Origin of the sequence: Thiothrix nivea DSM 5205 (genome assembly GCF_000260135.1) — a bacterium.
GTDB lineage: Bacteria > Pseudomonadota > Gammaproteobacteria > Thiotrichales > Thiotrichaceae > Thiothrix > Thiothrix nivea.
Genome location: NZ_JH651384.1, coordinates 3361557 through 3386319 on the forward strand (window position 1 = coordinate 3361557; position 24763 = coordinate 3386319).

Consider the following 24763-nt stretch of genomic DNA (forward strand, 5'->3'; position numbering starts at 1 on the left):
GAGTTGCATTTTTCTGGTAATATATTAGAATTCTCTAATATTTTTATGAGAGATGGGCTTTACACAATGAAGTTTTGGGATAAGTGGATGTACGCGGGTGCATTGCTGTTTGGCTTTGCGGCGGCGGGTTCTGTGGCTGCCAGCAATGAGACCAGCCTGACCCTGATACATGATTCACCTTATTCATTTGAGGAAACGCTGGCGTCGTTACGGGAAACGATCCGGGCGCACAATTTCAGGGTGTTCCCCGACCGTTATCTGGAAGAGGGGTTGGTCGATGAGTTTTCCGTCAATGAGCGTCAGGTCAGCATCCGTTTTTGCAATTTTCATGATTTGCATGAGGCTATCCAGATAGAACCACGGATCGGGGTGGTTTTGCCCTGCGCGATTACGGTCGTGGAACGGGAAGATGGTTCTGTGCAACTGCTGACAGCGAACGTGCAAGCCATGATGGCTCTGTTTGATAATGACAAGCTGGCCAGTGCTTTTCGCGGCATCGAGGCCAAGTACACAGCAATTCTTGATGAGGTAACCTTATGAAACCCCCTGTCCTGTTAACCTTGTTGGCGTGGTTGCTGCTGAATGCCGGACTTGCCCATGCCAATGACAACCTGCTGACTGTGCGCGTGGCGCAGGGATTTGAACCGGCACTGCAACAAGTTCAGGACGTGCTGGCAGGGCACGGTTTTACGGTGGCGCATATCCAGAAGTGTGATGGTGGCCTGCATGAGATGGGCTATGAAACCGATAATTACCGGGTGGTGTTTTTTGGCCGCCTAGAAGATGTGCGTGAGCTGAGCAAAACACATCCTGAAATGATCCCCTTGTTCCCATTCAAACTGGCGGTTTATGCTGAAGGCAAGGATACCATCCTGTCAGTGCTGAACCCTTCCAGCCTCGCGCCGATGTTACATGCGGATGATAGCTTGCAGGCGTGCCTGGATGGGTGGGAAAAGGATTTCCGTGCCGTGCTGGCTGACATGCAGGGTTCTGTTACGGTGGCGTTGGCACATTGAGGGCCGCCCGCCCTTTACGCGGTGGCGCTATAGTGGCGTATTTGTTGGCCTAGCCGTTGCAGGATGGCGTCGCGCTGTTGCAGGGCTTTTTCCTTGTGTAGCAATTGCTGGTTGAGCTGGGCGATGATGGTGTCCTTGAGGGTGATGACCTTATCGCGCTGTTCAATCTTGTGCTCAAATGCCAGCCGGTCGCTTGTCATTGCCTGCTGATTGCCGGTCAGGGTAGCCAAGGTATCCAATTGCTGCATTAGAGTGGCTTCCCGCTGCGCATATTCCCGTTCACGTTCGCCCAGTTGGTTTTCGCGCTGCTGAATTTTGTGCAGGGTGGTTTCGTGGGCGGCTTCCCGTTGCTGGTATTGGTTGATCAGGGTTGTCAGTTGGTCTTGCAGCCCCTGCAATGCGCTTTCGCGCTCGGCAAATTGGCGTTCACGGTCGCTCAGGTGGGTTTCGCGTTGCTGGAGGGTCTGCTCCTGTTGTTGGAGGATTTGCAGGGCGTTTTCGCGTTCGGCTTCCTGTTGCTGCTGTCTGGCGGTTAAGTCTGTCAGGGTATTAATGTGCTGTAAGAGCAGGGCTTCGCGGCTGGTGTGCTGGCGTTCGCGCTCGGCCAGGTGTTCTTCGCGCAAGTGGAATTCGTCTTCCCGTTCTACCAGGATTTGTTCGCGTTCGCTGAGCAGACGGCTTTGTTCCAGGATGTGCTGGTCTTTTGCCTGCATACTCTGGTCGCGTTCGCCCAGTTGTTTGGCAATCGCGTCGACTTGTTGTTCCTGCTGCTGGATGAACTGGTCTTTTTCCGCCAGCAGTGTATCCCGGGCGCTGATCAGGCTGGCGTATTCGGCCAGGCGTTTTTCTTTGTCCAGCAGGATATTTTCCATTTCTGTGACATGCGAGCCATGGGCATCGAGACGCTGCTGGTGTTGTTGCAGGTTGTGGTCAAGCGCCAGTATTTGTTCTTGTAGTGAGGCAATCGACTGGTCACGCCGTTGGATGTGTTGGTCACGTTCCTGGATTTGCAGGAACTGGGCGGTGATTTGTTCGTCACGGCGGTGCAGGGTGCGTTCACGCTCGTGGATGGCCTGGTCGCGGATGCCGACTTGGCGGTCACGTTCCTGCAAATGCTCCCCGGCCTGAAGGAGCATTTGTTCGCGTTCCTGGCTGATGCGTTCCTTTTCATGTAAGAGGCGTGTTTGTTCGGCCAGCTGTTCGTTACGCAGGCTGATCTGGTCGACTTTGCGGCGTACCAGGACATCACGCAACCGCAGTTGCTGGTCTTTTTCCAGCAGCAAGTCATCGCGGCGTTGCAGTAGTCGGTCAACGTCGCGCAGGCGCATATCGCGCTGCTGGACTTGTTGGTCGCGTTCTTTCAGCTGGCGGTCACGTTCGGTGAGGTGACGGTTGCGCTCGTGCAGGAGCTGTTCCTGGGTATAAGTGCGCTGTTGGTTGTCGCGTATCCAGCGGTTGAGTTCTTCGAGTTGGCGGCTGAGTTCCTGGATATTGTCGTCGCGTTTGGCCAGTTGCTTGTCGCGGTTGTCGATTTCGCGGTCGCGCTTGCCAATGTGGTTATCCTTTTCTTCCAGACGGCGGTTGCGGATGTGGATCTGGTCTTCGCGTTCGAGGATGTATTTTTCTTTCTGGCTGGCCAGTTGCTCGATTTCACGGGTGTGGTTTTCCAGGTCGCGGATGAGCTGGTCGCGCTCACGGATGGTGTCTTCCTTGTTCTGGAGTGCGGCATCGCGTTGGGTGACCTGCTGTTCGAGTTCTTGGGCATTGTCTTGGCTGGAATGGAGCAGTTTTTCCTTTTCGTGGAGCAGTTGCTCCTTACGCTCCATGTGTTGGTCGCGTTCACGCAGGGATTGCTCCAGCGTGTCGATCAGCTTGTCCTTGTGTTGGATGGAGGTGTTGAGTTCCCGTAACCGTTCTTCGGTTATTTGCAGCCGTTCATAAGCGTCGCGCCAGCGGTCAATCAAGGTCTGGCGGTCGGCGGCGGTCAGGAAACGGTTCCCCTCGATTTTTTCGATCAGTGTCAGCTCTTCGCGGTTCATTGTTATTATTTCAGCAGCTTATCCGGTTATCATACATGATAATGTGCTAAATATAACAGGGCATGAATCAACCATAAAAACGGAACCCGACAAGGGTATTAGCACTCTAAGCCAATGAGTGCTAAGATGAGCCATAAAGTCAACAGGAGGCTACCACACATGACAAACGCATTGATGCTTAGAGGACAAACCTTACCCGTTCCGGTGGGGAATCTGGAAAGCTACATCCATGCGATTCACGCCATTCCCGTGCTGGAAGCAGAAGAAGAACGCGAGCTGGCAGATCGCCTGAAATATGCAGGCGATCTGGAAGCGGCACGTCAACTGATCCTGCACAACCTGCGCTTTGTTGTCAAAGTGGCGCGCGGGTACAGCGGCTACGGCCTGCCCCTGGGGGATCTGGTACAGGAAGGGAATGTGGGATTGATGAAAGCCGTCAAACGTTTTGAGCCGGATATGAATGTACGGCTGATTTCCTTTGCCGTGCACTGGATTCGGGCAGAAATCCACGAATTTATCCTGCGTAACTGGAAGATCGTCAAGGTGGCGACCACCAAGGCGCAACGCAAACTGTTCTTCAACCTGCGCAGCAGCAAGCAGCGTCTGGGCTGGTTGAACCATGAGGAAGCCCAGTCCATGGCGGATGACCTGGGTGTCACCACCGCTGAAGTGTTGGAAATGGAAAAACGCCTCAGTGCCCACGACGTGGCTTTCGACCTGGGTGTAGATCAGGACGACGAAGACACTGCCAGCTTCTCGCCCAGCCAGTATCTGGCGGCGGATGACGCCGACCCGGCGGAAACGCTGGAAGCGGAAGAGTGGGATACCTACACCCGCGAGCGTTTCCAGAATGCAATGGCAAGCTTGGATGCACGTAGCCAAGATATTTTAGCCAGCCGTTGGCTGGTTGAAAACAAGGCGACCTTGCATGAATTGGCGGAAAAGTACAGCGTGTCAGCCGAGCGTATCCGTCAGCTGGAGAATGCCGCGATCAACAAGTTACGCCAAGGCGTAATGGAAGCCGCATAAAGGCAGTTTTCTTGCCGCAGATATGAAAAAGGCCGCGTAAGCGGCCTTTTTTTGTCAAAGATGCTGACGTTTAACCGAAGAACGCTACCGACAGGAAACTGAACCACGCAAACGCAATCATCCCTATAACGATCAGCATCGGGATGCCAAAATCCCAGCTCAACATATCTACATACCTCTTTAATCTTTGTAGCGGAAAGGATAAAGCAATACCCCACCCCTGACAAGATCAGCGGATGCTTATATAAATACTTTTGGCTGGGGCTACCTTCGGGTAGCCAGGGAAATGGCTTTAGCCCGAGAAAACAACCGAAAAGAAGCTGAACCACGCAAACAGGATCAGGGCAATAACGATTGCTGCTGGCAGGCCATAGTCAAAACTCAACATGTCATTTCCTCTTGATAAGAATCACTTGATGCTGGGTAGTATGCCGAAAGATATTCAGTAGTAACTTGACATGGCTCAAGAATAACGGAATCCTTTCATCTGCTTGTCATGATGCCGGTGCAGACTGTGCGGCGTGGTCTGTCACGGCAAGGAAACGGAGATGCTCAGGTTAAACCAACTCATCCTGCGCACGGATGTTAGTGGGATGCCGCTGGAATGGATACATTTTCAAACAGCGGTCAAACTGTATTACACCGATCAGGTAGCTTATACCTGTGGGACTCCCATTCTCAAAATTCACGGTGGCATCAACGCCAAAACCGGGCGGCAAAGCCGGATTGAGCTGAATTCCATCATTGCCACTTTCGGCAGTAAGCATAAGTTGTACGACTATTATGTGCCGCCCCTCAATAACCCGACCCTGTTCCGGCGTGACGACCAAATCTGCCTGTATTGCGGGGAACGTTTTCTGGAACGGGATTTGTCCCGCGACCATGTGCACCCGCTGGTGAAAGGCGGGCGCGATGTGTGGACGAATGTCGTCACCGCCTGCAAGCATTGCAACAGCCGTAAGGGTGGGCGTACCCCGGAACAGGCGCACATGCCGCTGTTGGCAATTCCATTCCAGCCCAACTTTGCGGAATATGTTTATCTGCAAGGGCGGCATATCTTGGCTGACCAGATGGAATTCCTGAGCGCGCATTTCCCGCGTGATAGCATATTGCGTGAGCGTAGCCAGTAGGCTGGATTTTATCCGGTTGGTTGGGGCATTTTTTTCTATAGTAAAAGTTGGTTCATCGTGGAGTAGCCTATGCCTGCATCAAATTCGTTCTGGAACCGCCTGTTTGCCTGGTTGTTTGGGCGGAATACCAGTAACGCCCCTGGCAGTAGTATGACAGCCCCACCGCCTGTGCCATCAATGCCTGTTTCCTCGGGTTCTGCCACGAATGTACCGTCTTCTCCTGTTGTTAGCCCGCTGCCTGTAGCAACAGAACCTGCGCCACCGGAGCCTGCATCACCGCCAGTAGCTCCGTTAGGTGATGGCCCTGAGCTACCGCCACCGGAGACGCCAGTCAGTAGCACGTTGCCTGAGGAAGGTGTCCAGCTGGGGTTTATCCGGCTCTGGAACAATCATCCGGCAATTGCAGAGGGGGATGTGTTCCCCTGCAAGGATGCGGAAGGTACCCCCAACTTCGGCAACCAGTGCGGTATCATGATGGGAACCTGCCTGTTGCGCAGCGGCTTGCTGGCTGGCTACGATAAATCGGTTTGTTGGTATGCCGGGCACAAGGGGCATACCTTGCGGGCGCGGGAAGTGGCTGAGTGGATGCGCCGCCATCCGGATCGCTTTGGTCTGGTGGAAGTACGCAGCAATGTGACCTGGGGCGCATTCAAGGGACGCACGGGTCTGGTCTGTTTTCATAACTTCTGGGGCGAAGGTAACCAGGGCGACCATATTGACCTGTGGGATGGTACGGGCATCGTGCGCCGAATGGTTGACCCAAGCCTGGAGGGGCCTGGCATGGCGCATGGCTCACTGGATTATTTTGAACGTTCCGAGGAGGTCTGGTTTTGGCCCATACATTAGGATGGCTGGCAATAATCCCGCTGGTGTTGCTGCCGCTGGCCGGGTGTGATTCCGGTTCCCAGCCGCAGCAGCGCCCATTGGCCTTGCCAGAACGCCTGGAAAAGCCACATGTGACGGATCAGGCGCAAGCAGGGGGCTTGCATCTGGCGTTGTGGGATGATGGCGGCGGCTGTAAATTGCAGGTGGGGCAGACTGAGCCGTCAATCTGGCTCAAGCCGATGGCTCCTTGCTATTTCATGTTGGCGGCAGGAGGGCAGCGCGCGCAGGTTTTCCGGCATAACAAGACCACGCTGGTAATGGCAGTGTTGGGAACGCCCGCTAAGGGCAAACATTGCGGTCAGGAGGTGCAGGGGTTGATTATCAACGGGGGCGTCAAACCTTCCACTTACATTATGCAGGGCAGTGTGTATTGCGCGGAGCAGGGCTTGCAGAATTTCCAGTATGACCTGTTGGCCAAGTGAATGGTTGAAGTCAGTTACCTTCCACGATAAAGCTTTCGCCGAAATTGGTCGGGAAGCGGTTGCGTATTTTGTCGCGCATTGATTCCGCTTGCACACGGCTGGCGTAAGCGCCGACCCGTAACTTGAACATCAACCCACGTGGCGTATTCAGGCTGACAAGATAGGCGTTGTAGCCGCCCCTGACCAACTGGTCGCGCCAGACATACAACTGCCGGGAATCGTAGCCAGCCGCGATTTGTACGGCGTAGCGGTTGTCAGTATATTCGGTGTCTTCACGGGGGCGGGTGACGGGAGCGGAACGGCGTTGGGTTGCCCGGATGTAGTTATTGTCAGGTTCCCATACATCGTTATTGCCACTGTTGCCATTGCCGCCCAGCCCAGCGGCCCAGCCGGAAATGTTCGGTTTGTAGTTGATGAAAGGCAATTTGCCCGCACGGTACAGCAGCACCAGCAGGACTGCACCTGCGACCAGCATCAGCGAATGGATCATCTTGAAGACAAAGCCGCGTTGTCTTGAACGGGAACCTGCTGACATCCTGCCTGAACTCTTCACTCCAACCTCGTTTTCCGCTGTGTTGTTGCCCTATGACTATAGACAAAAAGGTTGGGGTGCGGAAACCAAAATACGGCCTTTCAACCATCCGCGAGCGTTTTCACCCAGAACACCATCGGTTTGGGGGATTCCGCTACCTCGTTGATGTCTTTCCAAGTGTAGGTGGTGCGCAACTCGGGATGTTGCTCGTAACCGAACCTGCGCCAGATGGTGTCCAGCGGGGTGTAACGGGCTGGGCGTAAGGGGTGGTCGACAGGGCGTTCCACCCCGCAGAAGGTCAGGTGGGTGAAGCCGCCGAGATGGCGGGCGTGGTCTTCGCGCCCTTGGAAAAAGGTCTTGTAGAGGCTGCGCCCACGGTATTCTGGCAGCAGCACTGATTCGGCGCAGTAGAACAGGGTTTGCGGGTTGAAGCCGTGCGTGATGAATGGCTTCTGGAAGTCGGCTTCTTCATGCGCCATGGGCAGGCCGGTGGATGCGCCCACAATCTTTTCCCCATCCAGCACCAGCACGGCGATGCTGGCGGGGGAGTTGAGGTAGGTTTGCAGGTAACGGGCTTCGTATTCCTCAGTGCCGTCGTAGAGGTAAGGGAACTCGCGGAAGACCGTGATACGCAGGCGGGCAAGGTCGGCCACGTAAGGGGCGATGGCGGAGCCGGAGAGATGCAGGGTGTGTAATGAGTCATTCATGGTCATGGCCCAGTGGCAAACGTTATCATCTACTATCGTACTTGGCGGTTTTGTACAATAAGCTTTTTGGGGTCTGTTGATTGAGTTAGGACTTACGCATTGACGAAGCAGCCCTGTCTGTGTCAGGAATAAGTTTTTCACGCGACATAAAAGCCAATGATAAGAAGGCCCAAACGCCCACCGACAGCCAATTGCACCCTGCCAATGTACATGGGGTTTCTGATGAGTGAACCGAAATCAAGCACCTGCACCCGCCTGTCGGAAGTGATGGGCATCTCGCATGACAGTGTAAACCGCTTCCTGTTGCGGGAAGCCTATGAGCCAAAAGACCTGTTCAACGAAGCATCGCGGCTGCTGAACCTGGTGGGCGGGACATTGAATGTGGATGACAGTACGCTGGACAAACCCTACAGCCAGCATATGGAGCTGGTTGGACACTTCTGGTCAGGCAAGCACCACCGGGTGGTCAAGGGGCTGAACCTGATCACGTTGTATTACAGTGACCCGCAAGGGCGCAGCCTGCCGGTCAACTACCGGGTGTATGACAAGGCAGAGGGCAAGACCAAGAATGATTATTTCCTCGACATGCTGGAGGACGTGTTGGCATGGGGGCTGCAACCCGCCTTCATGACCGGGGATAGCTGGTATTCCTGTGTGGGCAACCTCAAAACGGTAAGAAACCACCGCATGGGGTTCCTGTTCGCTGTGGAAAGCAACCGCCGGGTATCCACCGAAAAGGGGTCATGGGTGCAGGTACAGAAACTGGACATCCCTGCTGACGGGCTGAGGGTCTGGTTACGCGAATTTGGCGAGGTAAAGCTGTTTCGGACGCAGTTAAAAGACCAACTGCGCCATTACGTGGTTTTCCTCCCGAATGCTGACGCCTATGACACCTTCCAGCAAGCGGATTTCCAGACCCTGCATGACCAGCATTGGCAGATTGAGCAATACCACCGCATGATCAAGCAGGTCTGCCATATCGAGAAATTCCAGGTACGCGGCAACGTCCCGATACGTAACCATATCTTTGCCGCCTTGTGCAGCTATGTCCACCTGCAACAGATGCAGTTTGTTGACATCATCAGCAACGCCTACCAATGGCAACACGACTTGTACACGGATGCTGTGGCTGCTTTTGTCAGCCGCTTCATGCAAGGCAAGCAGCACCTCAACCCACAATTTCAGGCCGCCGTCAATGCGTAAGTCCTATGAGTATAAAGTCAAAGTTTTTCTTGTGGGGGGCATTATTGTTTCTGGCGGGGGTCAGTAGTGGCGGTTACTTGTTTTCGGAAACCATTCCCCGTGCATTCCTGCCTTCGCCGTCCTGTGGTAAGCATTGCTACACCAAACAGGAAATCGCTGGATTAATCACCTCCGCCGCCATTCAACAGGCGCCCTTTCTGGTGCCGGATGTCGTGCAGGAGTCAGACACCTGTCTGGCAATCCCGTATCCGAACCCTGCGCCACGCACAAAGACCCACTACGTGCTCTTTCCCAAACATGATGTGAAGAACATCGCCATGCTCACACCCGAAGATGTGCCGTATGTCCTTGGCTGTTTTGCCATGCTTCGCGAGTTGGTGCAGAGGGACAAGCTGGAAAATTATTACGTGAGAACGAATGGGCCGGGCAAGCAGGAAATTGCCTACCTGCATTTTCATCTTATTGCCAACAAGTGAGTGGTTAATGCTTGATCCATGGCAAACTTGTCCACAGGCAATCCTTGATTTGCTCTGGTCCTAACCCCCATGTGGGCTTCTTTGCCTTTGGTTCTGTGCTGGGCTAAGCTGTTGGTATCACGGCGAGTAAGCAAGAGGTGCAACATGGGCGCATTGCCAAAATCGACTTACATGACCCCGGAAGAATACCTGCAATGGGAACGTGGCCGGGGGGATGATGAAAAATACGAGTATGTCGACGGGCAGGTTTATGCCATGGCGGGAGCCAGCCGGTCGCATAACCGTATTGCTATGAAATTTGCCAACCTGCTGTTCAATCATCTGGAAGGCAGTTTGTGTGAGGTGTACCAGTCCGACATGAAAGTAGGCATCCGCTCGCTGGAAACCAACCGCTATTACTACCCGGATGTGCAGGTCAGTTGCGAGGAAGAAACCGACCCTTATTACAACACCTCGCCTTGCCTGATTGTCGAGGTGCTGTCAGACACGACCGCCCACAAGGACCGTACCGAGAAACTGACCGCCTACCGGCTGTTTGCGAGTTTGCAGGAATACGTGCTGTGTTCGCAGGATACGCCGCATATCGAGGTCTACCGGCGCGCTACCGAGTGGGAGCGGGAAATCTACACGGTGGGGCAGTCGCTCACGTTGGCGTCGGTCGGGCTGGAGGTGGCGGTGGATGATGTTTACCGGTTTCTGATGTAATTGACAGGGTGTGAGGTAATGGATGAGCAGTAAAATTAGGGAGCTGGACGTTGTTGCACTATTACACGGTCTCCCCGCAAGAGGCTTGCTTGCCGGGCAAGTGGGGACAGTAGTTGAGGCACTCGATGATGGCGTCTTTGAAGTCGAGTTCTGTGATGATAATGGCCGAGCCTATGCAATGCTGGCATTGCGTCAGGATGAGTTGATGGTGCTGCATTATTTGCCGGTAGCGGAGGCTGCATAGGCGTCAGAACGTAGGATATTGAGGTTTACCGGTTTTTGATGGGCGAATTTAGAATCTAGGGGATACAATGAGAAAGTGTGTTGCCAAAGGGCTAGTGGGGATTGTTATTGCCATGATCTACAGCGGAGCTGTTGCTGATGGTGCAAGTAGCAAAGGTGGGGGAGAACCAATTGTAGGTTGTGCCTTGACCATGACAAAAGATGCTACTGGCAGTGGATTGTCAATCAAGGCGAATACGGATAGCGATAGCTACAAAAAAGGCGACTTCCTGACACTGACCGTTACTCCAACTGAAGATGCTTATATCACGGTCATTGATCAGGGTTCAGGTGAGACGGATAGGAACTTCAAGCTGTTCAGCGATGAAGAAGTGAAAGGTAATGAAACCTACACTTTCCCACCTCCCGGTGCGGGCAGGTTGCAGATTTCCGGTTCCACTGGCAACAACCTGTTTGAAGTTATCGCCAGCAAGGTTCCACTTGCTGAAGCTGGCCAAACGGAGCCGAAACAGGAAGAGCGCAAAAGCAAGGATGTCAATCTTGTGCCGGATGCAGAAGCAGCAGAGCCTGAACCTGTTGTAACCCGTTGCACCTTGTCATTTGAAATCAGGGAAAAATAGGCACGTCCACTTCCGTGGTTAGGGCATGGCTGCGGGTGCGTAATGCTTCTACCGCAGCCCAGAATTCCATGTTGCTGCCATAGCGTCGGTGGGGCAGGTGCTCAGGTTTGCCTTCTGGCGTCCACAGCAGAATATATTTATCCACGCCGTTACTGCCGGGGGTGGCTGGAATTTTCACCGGCTGGCTGGCGGTTGCTGCATTCAAATGGATGGTTCCCACGCCCCGTACAGGTAACTTCATTTCAACCGTGCCGCTGGTGTAGTCGATATTCCACAGGCTGAGATAGCCTTCGGCAGGGGCAGTGTAGAGCAGGGTGAAATATTCTCCCGGTTTTATATGGCCGTCGGATTTCAGCGCAAGGGTAATTTCCGGTGGTTGTGATAGTGACAGCATATCGACAATGACACCTTTGATGTCGTTGTACGCTCCGGCAATAGCTACCATGAACAACGCGGCGGCGCTGAGGGATTTCCAGTGTCGGGATAGCTTATCAAAAAGTCTTTTTCGCACAGTCAATTGCTCTGCCTTTGTAGCTGGCGATAGGGTAGTTTGCGTGATGGCTTGCAGGAGTTGCCGGAAACGCGGGTCGCTGGCATCCCCTTCCCAACCCTGCAAATCAGCGGTGTGGATACGCCCGAATGGCATCGGGAGTTCTACTGGTTGATACATGACAGGCACGAGCGCTTTGCGCTGCAACGCCTGACTACTTTCTTCCCTGACCCATAGGGAATTGATTGATGCTTCCGACCAAACCGTGACGATACGGTGGGCATTGTCCAAATGGCTTTTGATGGCATCCTCGAAACTTTGTCCTGGCAGCAGGTCTGCATCCCACCACACGGAATAGCCTGCGGTTTCTAACGCCGTGGCGAGTTTCTGCACCCAGGGTTTGTCGGTGCGGCTATAGCTAATGAATACGTCGTGCATGATTCTATTGCGGTGATTTATATCACGCACATAATAAACCAGTTTATGCTGTACTTTGTCCATTAATCAGTACGGTGTATGATAAGTTTTTATTCATAGGAATTTTTAGGGGATATTCAGCATGATGGGGCTGCGGCTGAGTTTGGGGATAAGCATAGTTTTGCTCGTTGGTGGTGTCTGTGCCGCGAGTAAGGATGTGAATCTGGTGCAGGAAACCGAGCAGTTTGATAAGGGGAACAAAGTAGCTATTGTAATCGGCGTAGAAAATTATGATCAGCGTCTGACCGGCTTTCGCCAATTGGATTATGCGGAAGATGATGCGAAGCAGGTTGCCGAAGTCTTGCAGGACTTGGGCTATAAAACTGAACTTCTAGTTAATAATCAAGCAGGTCGTGACATAGTGCTCAGCCGTATTCGTGAGGTGGGCAAGACGTTGAAAAATGGCGAGGGTACATTGGTTTTTTATTTTTCTGGCCATGGGTTTGCAGCGGGACAAAATAATTATCTGGCTACCTATGGTTCTGTAGCTCATTTATTACGGCTCTATGTGAATCGTAGTGGGTAGATTATCCTAAGGGTATGAACAGCGACACACTATTTGGAATGGCCTTGGGGCTGACCTCACCTTGGCAGGTGGACAGCATCGACTTCAGCGGGACGGAAGGACGCCAGGAATTGCACATCCGTATCAGCTTCGCGCGTGGCAGCCGTTTTGCCGACCAAAGCGGGGAACCTTGCCCGGTGCATGACACGGTGGAGCGGCGTTGGCAGCACCTGAACTTCTTTGAGCATACCTGTTACCTGCATTGCCGTGTCCCGCGCATCCGCACCGGATCGGGTCAGGTTGAGACGGTTGCCGTCCCCTGGGCGCGTCCCGGAAGTGGCTTCACGCTGCTGTTTGAGGCGCTGGCCATGGCACTGATCGAACGGGAGATGCCGGTCAACCGGGTGGCGGAACTGATGCGGGTCAACCCGCAACGCATCTGGACGGTGTTCAACCACTGGGTTTGTGAAGGCCGCCAGCAGGATGACCCGTCCGGCATCACCCGGCTGGGGGTGGACGAGACCTCCACCCGCAAAGGGCACAACTACATCACCGTGGGGGTTGACCTGGATGCCCGCCGCGTCGCCCATGCCACCGAAGGCAAGGGCAAGGAAACGCTGTCCCAGATCCAGAAACACCTAGCCAGCCATGAGGTGAAACCGTCACAAATCACCGATGTCAGCATTGACCTGTCGCCTGCATTCATTGCCGGAGTAGGGGAAGCCTTCCCGGATGCCGCCATCACCTTTGACCATTTCCACGTCACCCAGTTGCTGAACAAGGCCATGGACAAGGTGCGCAAGCTGGAGCGCAAGGAACATGCCGACCTCAAAGGCCACAAGTACACCTTCCTGAAAAACTACGATAACCTGTCAGAACAGCAGGAGCAGTCACTGGCAGAGTTCATCACCCTCTACCCCACGCTGGGTACTGCCTACCGTCTCAAGGTGCTGTTCAACGACCTGTGGACAATGCCCGACAGGAAAACGGCGGAAGCCTTCCTGCAACAATGGTGTGATGAGGTGGATTCTGCTGGCATCCCGGCCTTCCAGACGTTTGCCAACACCGTCCGGGCGCACTGGTCGGGGATCATCCGGTTCGTTGAATCACACATCTCCAACGGCATCCTCGAAGGCATCAACCACAAAATACAGTTGGCCAAACGGCGGGCGCGGGGGTTCCGCAATACCCACAACCTCATCAACATGGTTTACTTCCTGTGCGGCAAACTGGAGTTCAGTTACCCACGGTATTCCACATAGAGCTTTTATTACAGGATTCAGGGTTGAGTGTTTCCAATGTAGTGAAGACAATCAGGAATACAGGCGTTCGCCGTGCCGTGCTGTTGGTAGATGCTTGCCGTAATGATCCTCGACCAGGTATCAGGAGTGGCGAAACCAGTTTTGAGGATGTGGATAGCGGCGAGGGGGTGCAGGTTTTTTATTCTACCCGTTTTGGGGATGTGAGTTGGGAGCATGACGCTTTCAAGCATGGGGTATTCAGTCATTTTCTGGTGCAGGGACTGTCAGGGCAGGGGACTCAGAATGGATTGGTGACATTTAACAGCCTTGCCAACTACGTTGAGCAACAGGTAGCGGACTGGACAAGCTCTAACATGAGCCAAACGCAGCAGCCATTTCGACGTAGTGATGGTGATTTCTTTGGCGATTTTGTATTGGCTAGGCCAGGTAATGGTAATGCTGTTTCACTATCGGGTGAACAGGGTGCGGATAATAGAGGGGCTTATTACGACTACTCTGGAGGAGCTTCAGATGTCACTTATAACTACGTTTCAGCTCCTGCGGCATCGACTACATATTACGATTATGCTCCATCTTCTACTGTCTTAAATCAACAAGATACTTATCTTGTTCAGCCAAGGGATACGATATTTCAGGTAATGCGTAATACCGGTGTGTATTGGAAAGACCTTGTGGAGCTGAACAATTTGGATGCGCCTGATTATGTATTAACCCCGGGTCAAGTGATCAGGTTGAGATAATTTTTTAGTGGGAAAAGAGGGATATTCAGCATGATAGGGCTAAGGCTGAGTGTGGCGATAAGTTTGGCTTTGTTGGCAGGTGCAGTGTGCGCCGAAACAAAAGATGTCAATCTGGTGCAGGAAACCCAGCAGTTTGAGCAGGGCAGCAAGGTTGCCATTGTGGTTGGGGTGAAAAGTTATGATCAGCGATTGAATGGTTTCCGCCCACTGGATTATGCTGGGGAAGATGCCAAACAGGTGGCGGCAGTCCTGAAGAACCTTGGCTATCAGGTGGAGTTGCTGGTGGATGGTCAGGCCAGCCCGAATGTGATCCTCAACCGGATTCGGCAGAAAGGCAAATTACCGGGTATCCAGAACGGCACGATGCTGTTTTACTTTTCGGGGCATGGGTTTGCGGTTGGTCATGACAACTATCTGGCGGCATGGGATTCGGTTGCCGAGGATTTGCAGGATTCCGGTTTGGGGATTTCCAAAGTGGTGGATGCCATCCGCAGTACGCAAGTGCGTCGGGCGGTGTTGCTGGTTGACGCCTGCCGCAATGACCCGCGTCCGGGCAGGAAAGGTGGCAGCGATAGCTACATGGATGTTGATACCGGTGAGGGCGTGCAGATTTTCTATTCCACCCGATTTGGGGATGTGAGTTGGGAAAATGACGCCTTCAAGCATGGGGTGTTCAGCTATTTCCTGATGCAAGGGCTGTCAGGGCAGGGGGCGCAAAACGGCCTTGTCACTTTTAATAGCCTCGCCAATTACGTGGAAGGTGAAGTGTCCAGGTGGACAGACAGCAACATGAGCCAGACCCAGCAGCCGTTCCGGCGTAGTGATGGTGACTTTTATGGTGATTTCGTGCTGGCGCGTTTGGGTGAGACTGTAAAATCTCCAGTTATTGAGATAAATGAAGAAGTTCATGTGGAGAAGCAACAATCTAATGAACGTAGTATTTACGACAATGCTTTTGCGACCTTGCTACAAGAGCCGAAAGAAGCTATACCAGAATTTCGTAGTTTCTTGGAAAAATTCCCCAAGAGTTCGCTTGCTGCCAGTGCTCACTATTGGATAGGAGAAGCTTTATATGCGGAAAAGGACTTTCAGAGTGCCATACAGGAGTTTTTGATTGTCCTCAAAGATTACAAAGATAGTGATAAAGCTGCCGATGCAGCCCTAAAGATGGGGTACAGTTTTTATGAGTTGAAGGACTGGGATAAGGCCAGAAAGACCTTAGAAGATGTTCAACGATTTTTTCCAGAAAATAAAGAGGTTGTTGCGTTGGCAGGGGAAAAGCTTGCTAAAATAAAAAACTTGTCACCAGATTCTGGAAAAAAGAGTAAAGGCTTATCAGATCGCGCTTTATATGATGATGCTTTTGCGACCTTGCTACAAGAGCCGAAAGAAGCTATACCAGAATTTCGTAATTTCTTGGAAAAATTCCCCAAGAGTTCGCTTGCTGCCAGTGCTCACTATTGGATAGGAGAAGCTTTATATGCGGAAAAGGACTTTCAGAGTGCCATACAGGAGTTTTTGATTGTTCTCAAAGATTACAAAGATAGTGATAAAGCTGCCGATGCAGCCCTAAAGATGGGGTACAGTTTTTATGAGTTGAAGGACTGGGATGAGGCCAGAAAGACCTTAGAAGATGTTCAACGATTTTTCCCTGAGAATAAAGAGGTCATTAAATTGGCAAAGGAAAAACTCCAAATAATAACAGAGCAAAGCAAGAAATAGGGGTAGGTGCTCAATTTCTACAATGGACAGATGGTTGGATTGACTACCGCGAAGCCCTGCCACTGGAAGATTTTGACCGCTATTCGCGCTTGCGGGATTTGCGCCGCGAACTGGCCGAAGCTGATGGAGTGCCCGTTTATACGGTATTTTCCAACGCGCAACTGGCCAAAATGGTGACGGAGCGGGTCAATACCGCCGCCGCCCTGGCAGGGATTGACAGGGTGGGCGACGCCAAGCTGGAAAAATACGGTGCACAGTTTTTGCAGTTGTTGAAAGCCGAATTCCCACCCGCCAGCCAACCAGCGGAGCAAGCCAGCCATGCAGCGCACGCGGATTGACCTCGCCGATATTGCCGACTGGCATAACCTGCATCTGGCTGTCTGGAAAGCGGCACGCGGCAAACGCCAACGCCCCGAAGTCATCCGCTTCACCAACCGTCTGGATGCCAACCTCGCCAAACTGGCGGATGACATTCTGTGTGGGCAAGTCCCCCATGGCCGTTACCGTGAATTCCATATCCATGACCCCAAAGAACGCCTGATCCACGCCGCCTATTTTGAAGACCGGGTTTTGCATCATGCCATCATGAATTTGGCTGAACCGGTGTTTGAGCGCTGTTTGGTAGGTTCCACCTATGCCTGCCGCCCGGAAAAAGGGGTGCACAAAGCCATCCAGCAAGTGCAAGCCAACCTGCGGCGCTATCCGTGGTATGTGAAGGTAGACATTTCCGGCTATTTTCCCAATATCGACCATCATCTCCTGTTCGGGCTGCTGCAACGCCGTTTCAAGGGCGATGACTTTCTCTACCTGCTGTGGCGCATTATCGACTCGTACCATGCCGCGACGGGCAAGGGCTTGCCGATTGGCTCCCTGACTTCGCAACATTTCGCCAACCACTATCTGGATGGCGCTGACCGCTTCCTGCTGGAAAGCCTCAAAGTCAGGGCGCACGTCCGATACATGGATGATACGCTGCTCTGGTGTGACAGCCGGGAAGAAGCGAAAGCCAAACTGGCGGAACTGCGCGGCTGGTTGTATGAGCAGCGCCGCTTGCAGGTCAAGCCTGATCCACACATCAACCGCAGCGGCAGGGGCGTCAGTTATTGCGGCTACCGGGTGTTGCCCGGAACGGTGTTGCTCAGCCGCCGCAAACGCCAGCGCTACCAGCAATTGCGCCTGCAATGGGAACAGGCATGGCTGGATGGTGAAATCACCGAACTGGAATTGCAGCAGGCTTACCAGTCGGTTCATGCCATCACGCTCCACGCCGACAGCGACGCATGGCGTAGGCAAAACTTGCGTTTGTACCCGCCACCGGCTATGTAAAGGGGGTGGGTGGCCGTCAAGCGCCAACCGCGTGTTGCGCGGTGGCTCGTGGAACAACACGCCAAGGAACGTGCGTTCTGCTAACCGCAACAACAACACGCCGGACAACCGGAACAACAATAACGGGTTCCGCCTCGCTTCAGCTCAAACGCCAGCAGCAGCGGCAGTTGACCAGACCGCCATCCTGTCCGTGGTGTTCGCATCACGGCGAAAAGCCAATGCCCCCCGGCATGTCAGTAGGGAGATTGCCGAACGCTTGCCGGTGGGGATTTTCCTGATTCGTCCCGCTTCAGGATGGGAAGCGCCAATGGGGGGAGGTTGTCACGCTTCCCGCGTAAATCCCCAGTCGATACTCAAATCCGGGAACAAGCCGACAGGCGTCGGTTCTTCCAGCCCGACAAGGTGTGGATGCGGGTTGTATTGCCCCCCGTCATTGAGCGTATAGATCATCAGCCAGTGGTCGGTCGGGTGAACGATCCAGTATTCCTTGACGCCATGTTTTTCGTATAGCTGGCGTTTGGTGTCCATGTCCTTGATGGCGGTGGAGGGCGATAGTACTTCGATTGCCCAGTCGGGAGCGCCCCGGCAGCCTTTGTCATCCAGCTTGTTACGATCGCAGATTACGGCAACATCGGGTTGTACGGTAGTATCGACATCATCATCCGCTTCATCCTGTTTGGGTAGACGTATGTCGAATGGGGCGGAATAGACGCTGCAACGCCGGTCAGCCAGATAAGCGCGGATCTGAAAGCCCATTTCAAAAGCGAACAGTTGATGCAGGCGGGAGGGCGCAGCCATCATGTATGCAACGCCATCAATCAATTCCCAGCGTTCATCCTGCGGCCATTGGCGGTAGTCGCCGTAAGTGAAGCGCTCTTTCAGTTTTTCTGCTGCTGTCATTACCTTGCTCCTGCCTGCTCATGCTGACTTTTGCTGTTCCAGCCTTTCGCCTTCGTCTTCCGCTAATGTTAGCACAGCACCAACAGGACGCCTCAACTCTGGAAAAACGGGGTCTGTAAGAGCGTATTGCATACGCCCTCTCCCGTTCTTCTTCCTCCCTGTAAACCCTGACCTAAATCAAACTTATCCACAACTCCACCTTGATTTCTCCCGCCCGCTCCCCCATATCCCCACTAATTCAACGTTATTACGTTTAAACAGATTTTACGGGGTAGCCCACATGAGAATGGATAAACTGACCAGCAAATTCCAGTTAGCCTTGCAGGATTCCCAGTCCCTTGCCCTGGGGAAGGATCACCAATTCATCGAACCCGTCCACCTGATGATCGCGCTGCTGGATCAGGAAGGCGGCTCCACGCGTGGCCTGCTGACCAAGGCCGATGTCAACGTCAACCAGCTTCGCTCCAAATTGGGCGAAGCGCTGGATCGTATCCCGACCGTTTCCGGCGGCGACGCAGGCAGCGTGCATGTTTCCAATGATCTCAGCAAGTTGCTGAACGTCACCGACAAGATCGCCCAGCAGCGCAAGGACCAGTACATTTCCTCCGAACTGTTCGTGCTGGCGGCGCTGGAGGATAAAGGTGTGCTCGGCAACCTGTTGCGTGAAACCGGCGCGACCAAGGGTGCGGTGGAAAAGGCCGTCGAATCCATGCGCGGCGGCCAGACCGTCAACGATCCGAATGCCGAAGACCAACGTCAGGCGCTGGAAAAATACACCATCGACCTCACCGAACGCGCCGAGCAAGGCAAGATCGACCCTATTATCGGGCGTGACGAAGAAATCCGCCGCATGGTGCAAATCCTGCAACGCCGCACCAAGAACAACCCGGTGCTGATCGGTGAACCCGGCGTCGGCAAGACCGCGCTGGTCGAAGGTCTGGCGCAACGCATCGTCAACGGCGAAGTTCCCGAAGGCGTCAAAGGCAAGCGTCTGCTGTCGCTTGACCTCGGTGCACTACTGGCCGGTTCCAAATACCGTGGCGACTTTGAGGAACGCCTCAAGGCTGTGCTGACCGACATCGCCAAATCCGAAGGCAACGTCATCCTGTTCATCGACGAAATCCACACCATGGTCGGCGCGGGCAAGGCCGAAGGCGCGATGGACGCAGGCAACATGCTCAAGCCCGCCCTGGCGCGTGGCGAACTGCACTGCGTCGGCGCGACTACGCTGGACGAATACCGCCAGTACATCGAAAAGGACGCCGCGCTCGAACGCCGTTTCCAGAAAGTGCTGGTCGACGAGCCGAGCGTGGAAGACACCATCGCCATCCTGCGCGGCTTGCAGGAAAAGTACGAAGTGCATCATGGCGTCGACATCACCGACCCGGCGCTGGTCGCCGCCGCCACGCTGTCGCACCGCTATATCACCGACCGCCAGTTGCCGGACAAGGCCATCGACCTGATCGACGAAGCCGCTTCCCGCATCCGTCTGGAAATCGACTCCAAGCCGGAAGCGCTCGACAAACTGGAACGACGCCTGATCCAGCTCAAGATCGAACGCGAGGCGTTGAAAAAGGAATCCGACGAAGCCTCCAAAAAGCGTCTGGCCGACTTGCAGGCCGAAATCGACCGTCTGGAACTGGACTATTCCGATCTGGAAGAGGTCTGGAAGGGCGAAAAAGCTGCGATGCAGGGCACGACGCACATCAAGGAGGCGCTCGACCAAGCGCGGCTGGAATTCGATACCGCCAAACGTGCGGGTAACCTGCAACGCATGGCCGAACTGCAATACGGCAAGATTCCCGAACTCGAACAGCAACTGGCTGCTGCCGATGCCGCCGTGAATAGTCAGCAGGAAACCAAGCTGCTCAAGAACAAGGTAACGGATGAAGAAATCGCCGACATCGTGTCGCGCTGGACAGGCATTCCGGTTAGCAAGATGCTCGAATCCGAAAAGGAAAAGCTGCTGCAAATGGAAGACGTGCTGGGTAAGCGCGTCATCGGCCAGCGCGAAGCGGTCGTGGCTGTTTCCAACGCCATCCGCCGCGCGCGTGCCGGGCTTTCCGACCCGAACCGCCCGAGTGGTTCCTTCCTGTTCCTCGGCCCGACCGGGGTGGGCAAAACCGAGCTGACTAAGGCACTGGCAAAATTCCTGTTCGACACCGACGACGCCATGGTGCGCATCGACATGTCAGAGTTTATGGAAAAGCATTCCGTCGCGCGTCTGATTGGTGCGCCTCCGGGCTATGTCGGTTATGAGGAAGGCGGCTACCTGACTGAAGCGGTACGTCGTCGTCCGTATTCCGTGATCCTGCTGGACGAGGTGGAAAAGGCACACGCCGATGTATTCAACGTACTGCTGCAAGTGCTGGATGATGGTCGTTTGACCGACGGGCAGGGGCGCACCGTTGATTTCCGCAACACCGTCATCATCATGACCTCCAACCTCGGTTCGCACCTGATCCAGGAAATGACCGGCGAGGAAAACTACGAGCGCATGAAGGCAGCGGTGATGGAGGTGGTGGGTACGCATTTTCGCCCTGAATTCATCAACCGTATCGACGAAACGGTGGTGTTCCACCCACTGGATCAGGCTGAAATCCGCCAGATTGCCGACATCCAGCTCAACAACCTGCGCAAGCGTCTGGCAGCGCGCGATTTGGGTATCAGTGTTACCGAGGCGGCACTGGATCATATCGCTGAGGCTGGTTTTGATCCGGTTTATGGCGCACGCCCACTCAAGCGCGCGATCCAGCAGCAGGTCGAAAACCCGCTTGCGCAGCAAATCCTCGGTGGCAAGTTCATGCCGGGGGATACCATCATGGTGGATGTGGCAGAGGGGCAGTTGACGTTCTCGCCATTGATCGAAGCAGAAGTGCTGGGCGAAGGCTGATCCTGGTTGCCAATAAACAAAGCGCCGCAGAAATGCGGCGTTTTGTTTTGTAAGGGGAAAACGGGTGCGCTAAACCCGTTTTACCAACCCGATGATGAACAACAGGATGACAGCGCCAATCACCGCCCAGATAAGGGTTCCCAGAATTGGGCTAACGCCAAGGTTAATGGACAACACTCCGCCAATGAATGTGCCGATAACAGAACCGACGATACCGACAATAATGTTACCAATCAGGCCAAATCCCGCACCTTTCATGATAACGCCAGCCAGCCACCCGGCAACCGCGCCGATACCCAGCATGATTAGAATTTGTGTAACTTCTGAACCCATAAACAGACTCCTTGTTAACTGTGGGAAATTTATTTTCGGCAAGCGCCAAAACCAGTATAGGCACTAATTCTGCTATGAGTTATCTAATTGTATTTATTGAGGCTATTAACGGTGGTGTTGGGTTGGCCAGCGGTCATGCAAACGCCCTCAACGCAACAGCCGACGTATGGCAGGGTTTTGTGGCGACCTGTTGGGCGGCTGTATTAGACTGGCGCAATTTTTCAAGATACGAAGGTCTGTATGGAATGGTTGTGGGACATTAATATCTGGAGCGCCCTGCTTACCCTAACGGTGCTGGAGATTGTGCTGGGGATCGACAACATCATTTTCCTAACCCTATTGGTGGGGAATCTACCGCCAGAAAAGCGTGCATTTGCCCGTCAGTTCGGCCTGCTGGCGGCGATGGGAACCCGTATCCTGCTGTTGCTATCGATTGCTTGGTTGGCGCGGCTGGTGGAACCGTGGTTTGAAGTCATGGGGCATCCGGTTTCCGGGCGTGATCTGGTGCTGCTGCTGGGTGGTCTGTTCCTGATCTACAAGGCGGTGATGGAAATCCACGGTAGTCTGGAGGGCGGGGACGAAACGCATGGCCCCAAGCATGTGGCGACCCTGATGCCCTTGGTTATTGCGCAAATTGCCATCATCGACATTGTGTTTTCACTGGATTCGGTGATTACTGCCGTGGGTCTGGCTGACCATGTACCGGTGATGGTGGCTGCCATTGTCATCGCCATTGGGGTTATGATGTTTGCCGCCAAACCCATCGGCGAATTCGTGGAAGAGCACCCGACCGTCAAAATGCTGGCGCTCTCCTTCCTGGTGCTGGTGGGCGTGGCGCTGGTCGCGGAAGGGACTGGTCACGAGATGCCCAAGGGATACCTCTATTTCGCGATGGCATTCTCATTCGCGGTGGAAATGCTCAACCTGCGTTTGCGCAAGAAAACTGCCGCGCCAGTACATTTGCACCAGATATACGACGATGAGCGCAAGGCAGCTACCAACCAAGAAGGCGGCCAGCCGGGGGCAAGGTTGAGGTGAGGCCGTTGGTTATAGCTTTGCTGGCGTCGTTGTTGTTGGTGGTGCTGGCGCCAGCAGGCTCGGCAGCAGCCCCGCAACTGGAAATCCGCGACACGGTGGCGATTCCCCCACTCACTGTCGATGGTATCCAGATCAGCGAGTTGTCAGGCTTGGCCTGGGATCAGGATGAGCAATTGCTCTACGCCATTTCAGATAAGGGCAGTCTCTTCCATTTCAAGCTGAGCCTGAAAGGTAACCGTATTGCTGCCGTTGACCCCGTTTACGCCGCCAAGCTGACGGATAAGGGTGGCGAACCGGTCAAGAAAGGCAGGCGTGATTCCGAAGGCTTGACCGTGATGAATGCAGACAATGGTAAGCGGGGTGATACGCAACTGGTGATCGCGTTTGAGGGTGTGCCGCGCATTATCCGTTTTACCCCGCAAGGGCGCGCCATCAGCAATATCGAATTGCCTGCGGCTCTGCAAGATCGGCGTGCCTACCAGCATGGTAACGATGCCCTCGAATCCGTCACGTTTCACCGCCGTTATGGCTTCATTACCGCGCCGGAAATGCCGTTGAAAGGCCAGCCGCAAAATCTCCATACGCTGTATTCCACCAAAGGCAAGCGCTGGTCTTTTATGGCGCACCCGGCAAAAAACAGTGGCATCAGCGGTCTGGAAACCTTGCCCGATGGCAATTTGCTGGTCATGGAACGGGCCTGGTCAGGTATTTTTAACCCGTTGGTGGTTAGCTTGCGTTATCTGGATTTCAAGCAGTGTTCCAAGGATGGCGCGTGTACTGCCCAGGATTTGAAAGTGTTATCCAGCCATTTGTTGGTTGATAATTTTGAAGGGCTAACCCATATTCAAGGCAATCAGTATTTGATGGTCAGCGATGATGGCAATGAGGAATTGCTGCGTACCGCCCTGACCCTGTTTACCCTTGATCTGGTTAAGTGAGCCTATGACCGAGAATCGTGCCTTAAACCTGTTTCTGTGGATTTTGCTGGGTATCCTGCTGTTGTGGGTAGCGCAGCCGGTCTGGACGCCGTGGTTACGGGGCGCGCCCCCCGCAGTCGAACCCCGCCCGGTGCAGGTGCGTGGCGATTTGGCGGCGGATGAGCAGGCCACCATCAGTATTTTTGAACAGAACAGCCCTTCGGTGGTTTATATCACCACGGTGGAACGGGTCGTGAGCCTGTGGAGCCGCAATGTGCAGGAAATTCCCAGTGGCACGGGCACAGGGTTTGTATGGGATAAGTTCGGCCATATCGTGACCAATTACCATGTGGTGGAAGGTCATAAGAGCGCCAAGGTGAGGCTTTCTGACCAGCGGCTATTTGATGCTAGCGTGGTGGGGGCAAGCCCGGAGCATGATTTGGCGGTGTTGCAATTACAGGAGACGGCTGATACTCCACCGCCTGTCCAGGTTGGCAGCAGCAGCGATTTGCGGGTTGGGCAAAAGGTATTGGCGATTGGTAACCCGTTTGGGCTGGATCATACGCTGACTACTGGCGTCATTTCCGCGTTGCGGCGCAGTATTGACAGTGACGATGGCAGTATGGATGGTTTGATCCAGACTGACGCGGCCATTAACCCGGGCAATTCTGGCGGGCCGTTGCTGGATAGCGCTGGCCGTCTGATCGGCGTCAATGTTGCCATTTACAGCCCGTCGGGCGCATCAGCGGGCATCGGGTTTGCTATTCCCGTGGATGTGGTAAATCGGGTGATTCCCCGGTTGGTTAAGGATGGGCGTTACACCCGCCCGATATTGGGTGTGTCGGTGGATGATTCCATCAGTGAGACGATTAATGAAAAGCTGGGGACTCAGGGCGTGCTGGTGTTACAGGTGCAGCCCGGTTCACCAGCAGCGTCAGCGGGCATTCGCCCTACAGGGCTGACCAGGAATGACGACCTGTTGCTGGGTGATATTATTCAGGCGATTGATGGCCAGCCGATTACAAGTGTCAATGAGTTGAATAGCGTATTGGACAATTACCCGCGCAACAGCCGGGTTAACGTTAGGTTGTTGCGCGGGGGCAAGCAGCAGCTCGAAGTGGATGTCGTGTTATCACTTGTCCGATAGGGTGTG

General features: G+C 54.0%; 27 protein-coding genes and 1 pseudogene. 22 read left to right on the forward strand and 6 right to left on the reverse strand.

Annotation, left to right across the window (positions count from 1 at the left end; all coding sequences use genetic code 11):
• Positions 1–66 precede the first annotated feature (66 nt).
• Positions 67–540, forward strand: coding sequence for a DUF302 domain-containing protein (locus THINI_RS16920; protein WP_002709765.1), 474 nt, complete (start codon positions 67–69; stop codon positions 538–540).
• Entirely contained in the window at positions 537–1016 is a 480-nt protein-coding gene (locus tag THINI_RS16925; RefSeq protein WP_002709766.1) for a DUF302 domain-containing protein, read from the forward strand. The genes THINI_RS16920 and THINI_RS16925 overlap by 4 nt, the downstream gene beginning before the upstream one ends.
• 14 nt (positions 1017–1030) lie before the next feature.
• Here the strand turns inward: THINI_RS16925 and THINI_RS16930 are convergent, their stop codons facing one another.
• A complete protein-coding gene (locus tag THINI_RS16930) occupies positions 1031–3055 on the reverse strand; it encodes a coiled-coil domain-containing protein (RefSeq protein WP_002709767.1) in 2025 nt (674 codons plus the stop codon).
• 159 nt (positions 3056–3214) lie between these two features.
• On the opposite strand from THINI_RS16930, the gene rpoH reads away from it, so the two are divergent.
• From rpoH to THINI_RS16950, 4 genes are all read left to right on the forward strand, one after another.
• The gene (gene rpoH, locus THINI_RS16935) at positions 3215–4084 is read left to right on the forward strand and encodes an RNA polymerase sigma factor RpoH (RefSeq protein ID WP_002709768.1); all 870 of its coding nucleotides are present in this window, start codon (positions 3215–3217) and stop codon (positions 4082–4084) included.
• A 548-nt stretch (positions 4085–4632) separates the two neighbouring features.
• Positions 4633–5214 carry an HNH endonuclease gene (locus THINI_RS16940; protein ID WP_002709771.1) on the forward strand — a complete coding sequence of 194 codons (582 nt, stop codon included), beginning with the start codon at positions 4633–4635 and terminating at the stop codon, positions 5212–5214.
• A 69-nt stretch (positions 5215–5283) separates the two neighbouring features.
• On the forward strand, positions 5284–6060 hold the full coding sequence (locus THINI_RS24765) for a T6SS effector amidase Tae4 family protein (RefSeq protein ID WP_002709772.1): 777 nt from the start codon (positions 5284–5286) through the stop codon (positions 6058–6060).
• Entirely contained in the window at positions 6045–6521 is a 477-nt protein-coding gene (locus THINI_RS16950; RefSeq protein ID WP_002709773.1) for a hypothetical protein, read from the forward strand. The genes THINI_RS24765 and THINI_RS16950 overlap by 16 nt, the downstream gene beginning before the upstream one ends.
• Before the next feature lie 10 nt (positions 6522–6531).
• Here THINI_RS16950 and THINI_RS16955 read toward each other — a convergent pair whose 3' ends face one another.
• Both THINI_RS16955 and THINI_RS16960 read right to left on the reverse strand, forming a co-directional pair.
• A complete protein-coding gene (locus THINI_RS16955; RefSeq protein WP_002709774.1) occupies positions 6532–7056 on the reverse strand; it encodes an SPOR domain-containing protein in 525 nt (174 codons plus the stop codon).
• A 98-nt stretch (positions 7057–7154) separates the two neighbouring features.
• The gene (locus tag THINI_RS16960) at positions 7155–7760 is read right to left on the reverse strand and encodes a GNAT family acetyltransferase (RefSeq protein ID WP_040840993.1); all 606 of its coding nucleotides are present in this window, start codon (positions 7758–7760) and stop codon (positions 7155–7157) included.
• A gap of 159 nt (positions 7761–7919) precedes the next feature.
• On the opposite strand from THINI_RS16960, the gene THINI_RS16965 reads away from it, so the two are divergent.
• From THINI_RS16965 to THINI_RS16985, 5 genes are all read left to right on the forward strand, one after another.
• Positions 7920–8963, forward strand: coding sequence for an IS701 family transposase (locus THINI_RS16965; RefSeq protein ID WP_081485965.1), 1044 nt, complete (start codon positions 7920–7922; stop codon positions 8961–8963).
• Between the two features lie 77 nt (positions 8964–9040).
• Complete coding sequence (locus THINI_RS16970) at positions 9041–9439, forward strand: HIT domain-containing protein (RefSeq protein WP_169314638.1); 399 nt, start codon at positions 9041–9043, stop codon at positions 9437–9439.
• 144 nt (positions 9440–9583) lie between these two features.
• The gene (locus THINI_RS16975) at positions 9584–10144 is read left to right on the forward strand and encodes a Uma2 family endonuclease (protein ID WP_002709777.1); all 561 of its coding nucleotides are present in this window, start codon (positions 9584–9586) and stop codon (positions 10142–10144) included.
• Positions 10145–10166: 22 nt separating this feature from the next.
• Positions 10167–10388 (forward strand): DUF4926 domain-containing protein, encoded by a 222-nt coding sequence (locus tag THINI_RS16980; protein WP_002709778.1) that lies wholly within the window; start codon positions 10167–10169, stop codon positions 10386–10388.
• A gap of 190 nt (positions 10389–10578) precedes the next feature.
• Positions 10579–11007, forward strand: a complete 429-nt coding sequence (locus THINI_RS16985; RefSeq protein WP_040839528.1) for a DUF4384 domain-containing protein — start codon at positions 10579–10581, stop codon at positions 11005–11007.
• Here THINI_RS16985 and THINI_RS16990 read toward each other — a convergent pair.
• Positions 10994–11935 (reverse strand): toll/interleukin-1 receptor domain-containing protein, encoded by a 942-nt coding sequence (locus THINI_RS16990; protein ID WP_169314639.1) that lies wholly within the window; start codon positions 11933–11935, stop codon positions 10994–10996. The genes THINI_RS16985 and THINI_RS16990 overlap by 14 nt on opposite strands.
• Before the next feature lie 121 nt (positions 11936–12056).
• Between THINI_RS16990 and THINI_RS16995 the strand changes: the two genes are divergently transcribed.
• From THINI_RS16995 to THINI_RS26715, 7 genes and pseudogenes are all read left to right on the forward strand, one after another.
• Entirely contained in the window at positions 12057–12500 is a 444-nt protein-coding gene (locus THINI_RS16995; RefSeq protein ID WP_040839529.1) for a caspase family protein, read from the forward strand.
• A gap of 14 nt (positions 12501–12514) precedes the next feature.
• Entirely contained in the window at positions 12515–13741 is a 1227-nt protein-coding gene (locus THINI_RS17000; RefSeq protein WP_002709781.1) for an ISL3 family transposase, read from the forward strand.
• Between the two features lie 23 nt (positions 13742–13764).
• Positions 13765–14481 carry a LysM peptidoglycan-binding domain-containing protein gene (locus THINI_RS17005; RefSeq protein ID WP_040839530.1) on the forward strand — a complete coding sequence of 239 codons (717 nt, stop codon included), beginning with the start codon at positions 13765–13767 and terminating at the stop codon, positions 14479–14481.
• A gap of 63 nt (positions 14482–14544) precedes the next feature.
• Positions 14545–16203, forward strand: a complete 1659-nt coding sequence (gene ybgF / locus THINI_RS23675; RefSeq protein ID WP_169314640.1) for a tol-pal system protein YbgF — start codon at positions 14545–14547, stop codon at positions 16201–16203.
• Positions 16204–16265: 62 nt separating this feature from the next.
• Positions 16266–16541 carry an HRDC domain-containing protein gene (locus THINI_RS25775; protein ID WP_281054703.1) on the forward strand — a complete coding sequence of 92 codons (276 nt, stop codon included), beginning with the start codon at positions 16266–16268 and terminating at the stop codon, positions 16539–16541.
• The gene (locus tag THINI_RS17025) at positions 16522–17529 is read left to right on the forward strand and encodes a reverse transcriptase/maturase family protein (RefSeq protein WP_002709783.1); all 1008 of its coding nucleotides are present in this window, start codon (positions 16522–16524) and stop codon (positions 17527–17529) included. Before THINI_RS25775 ends, THINI_RS17025 begins: the two co-directional genes overlap by 20 nt.
• Positions 17453–17656 (forward strand): annotated as a pseudogene (locus tag THINI_RS26715) (hypothetical protein); the annotation flags it as partial. The gene THINI_RS17025 and the pseudogene THINI_RS26715, both read left to right, overlap by 77 nt.
• Before the next feature lie 194 nt (positions 17657–17850).
• Here the strand turns inward: THINI_RS26715 and THINI_RS17030 are convergent.
• Complete coding sequence (locus THINI_RS17030) at positions 17851–18429, reverse strand: Uma2 family endonuclease (protein ID WP_002709784.1); 579 nt, start codon at positions 18427–18429, stop codon at positions 17851–17853.
• A 280-nt stretch (positions 18430–18709) separates the two neighbouring features.
• Here THINI_RS17030 and clpB point away from each other — a divergent pair, with 280 nt between their 5' ends.
• Positions 18710–21322 carry an ATP-dependent chaperone ClpB gene (gene clpB / locus THINI_RS17035; RefSeq protein WP_002709785.1) on the forward strand — a complete coding sequence of 871 codons (2613 nt, stop codon included), beginning with the start codon at positions 18710–18712 and terminating at the stop codon, positions 21320–21322.
• Positions 21323–21391: 69 nt separating this feature from the next.
• On the opposite strand, the gene THINI_RS17040 is transcribed toward clpB, so the two are convergent.
• Entirely contained in the window at positions 21392–21655 is a 264-nt protein-coding gene (locus THINI_RS17040; protein WP_002709786.1) for a GlsB/YeaQ/YmgE family stress response membrane protein, read from the reverse strand.
• Between the two features lie 240 nt (positions 21656–21895).
• Between THINI_RS17040 and THINI_RS17045 the strand changes: the two genes are divergently transcribed.
• The 3 genes from THINI_RS17045 to THINI_RS17055 are packed head-to-tail and all read left to right on the forward strand — an operon-like array spanning position 21896 to position 24757.
• The gene (locus THINI_RS17045) at positions 21896–22693 is read left to right on the forward strand and encodes a TerC family protein (RefSeq protein ID WP_002709787.1); all 798 of its coding nucleotides are present in this window, start codon (positions 21896–21898) and stop codon (positions 22691–22693) included.
• Positions 22690–23631, forward strand: coding sequence for an esterase-like activity of phytase family protein (locus THINI_RS17050; RefSeq protein ID WP_154724440.1), 942 nt, complete (start codon positions 22690–22692; stop codon positions 23629–23631). The genes THINI_RS17045 and THINI_RS17050 overlap by 4 nt, the downstream gene beginning before the upstream one ends.
• A 4-nt stretch (positions 23632–23635) precedes the next feature.
• The gene (locus THINI_RS17055) at positions 23636–24757 is read left to right on the forward strand and encodes a S1C family serine protease (protein WP_002709789.1); all 1122 of its coding nucleotides are present in this window, start codon (positions 23636–23638) and stop codon (positions 24755–24757) included.
• Positions 24758–24763: the final 6 nt, after the last annotated feature.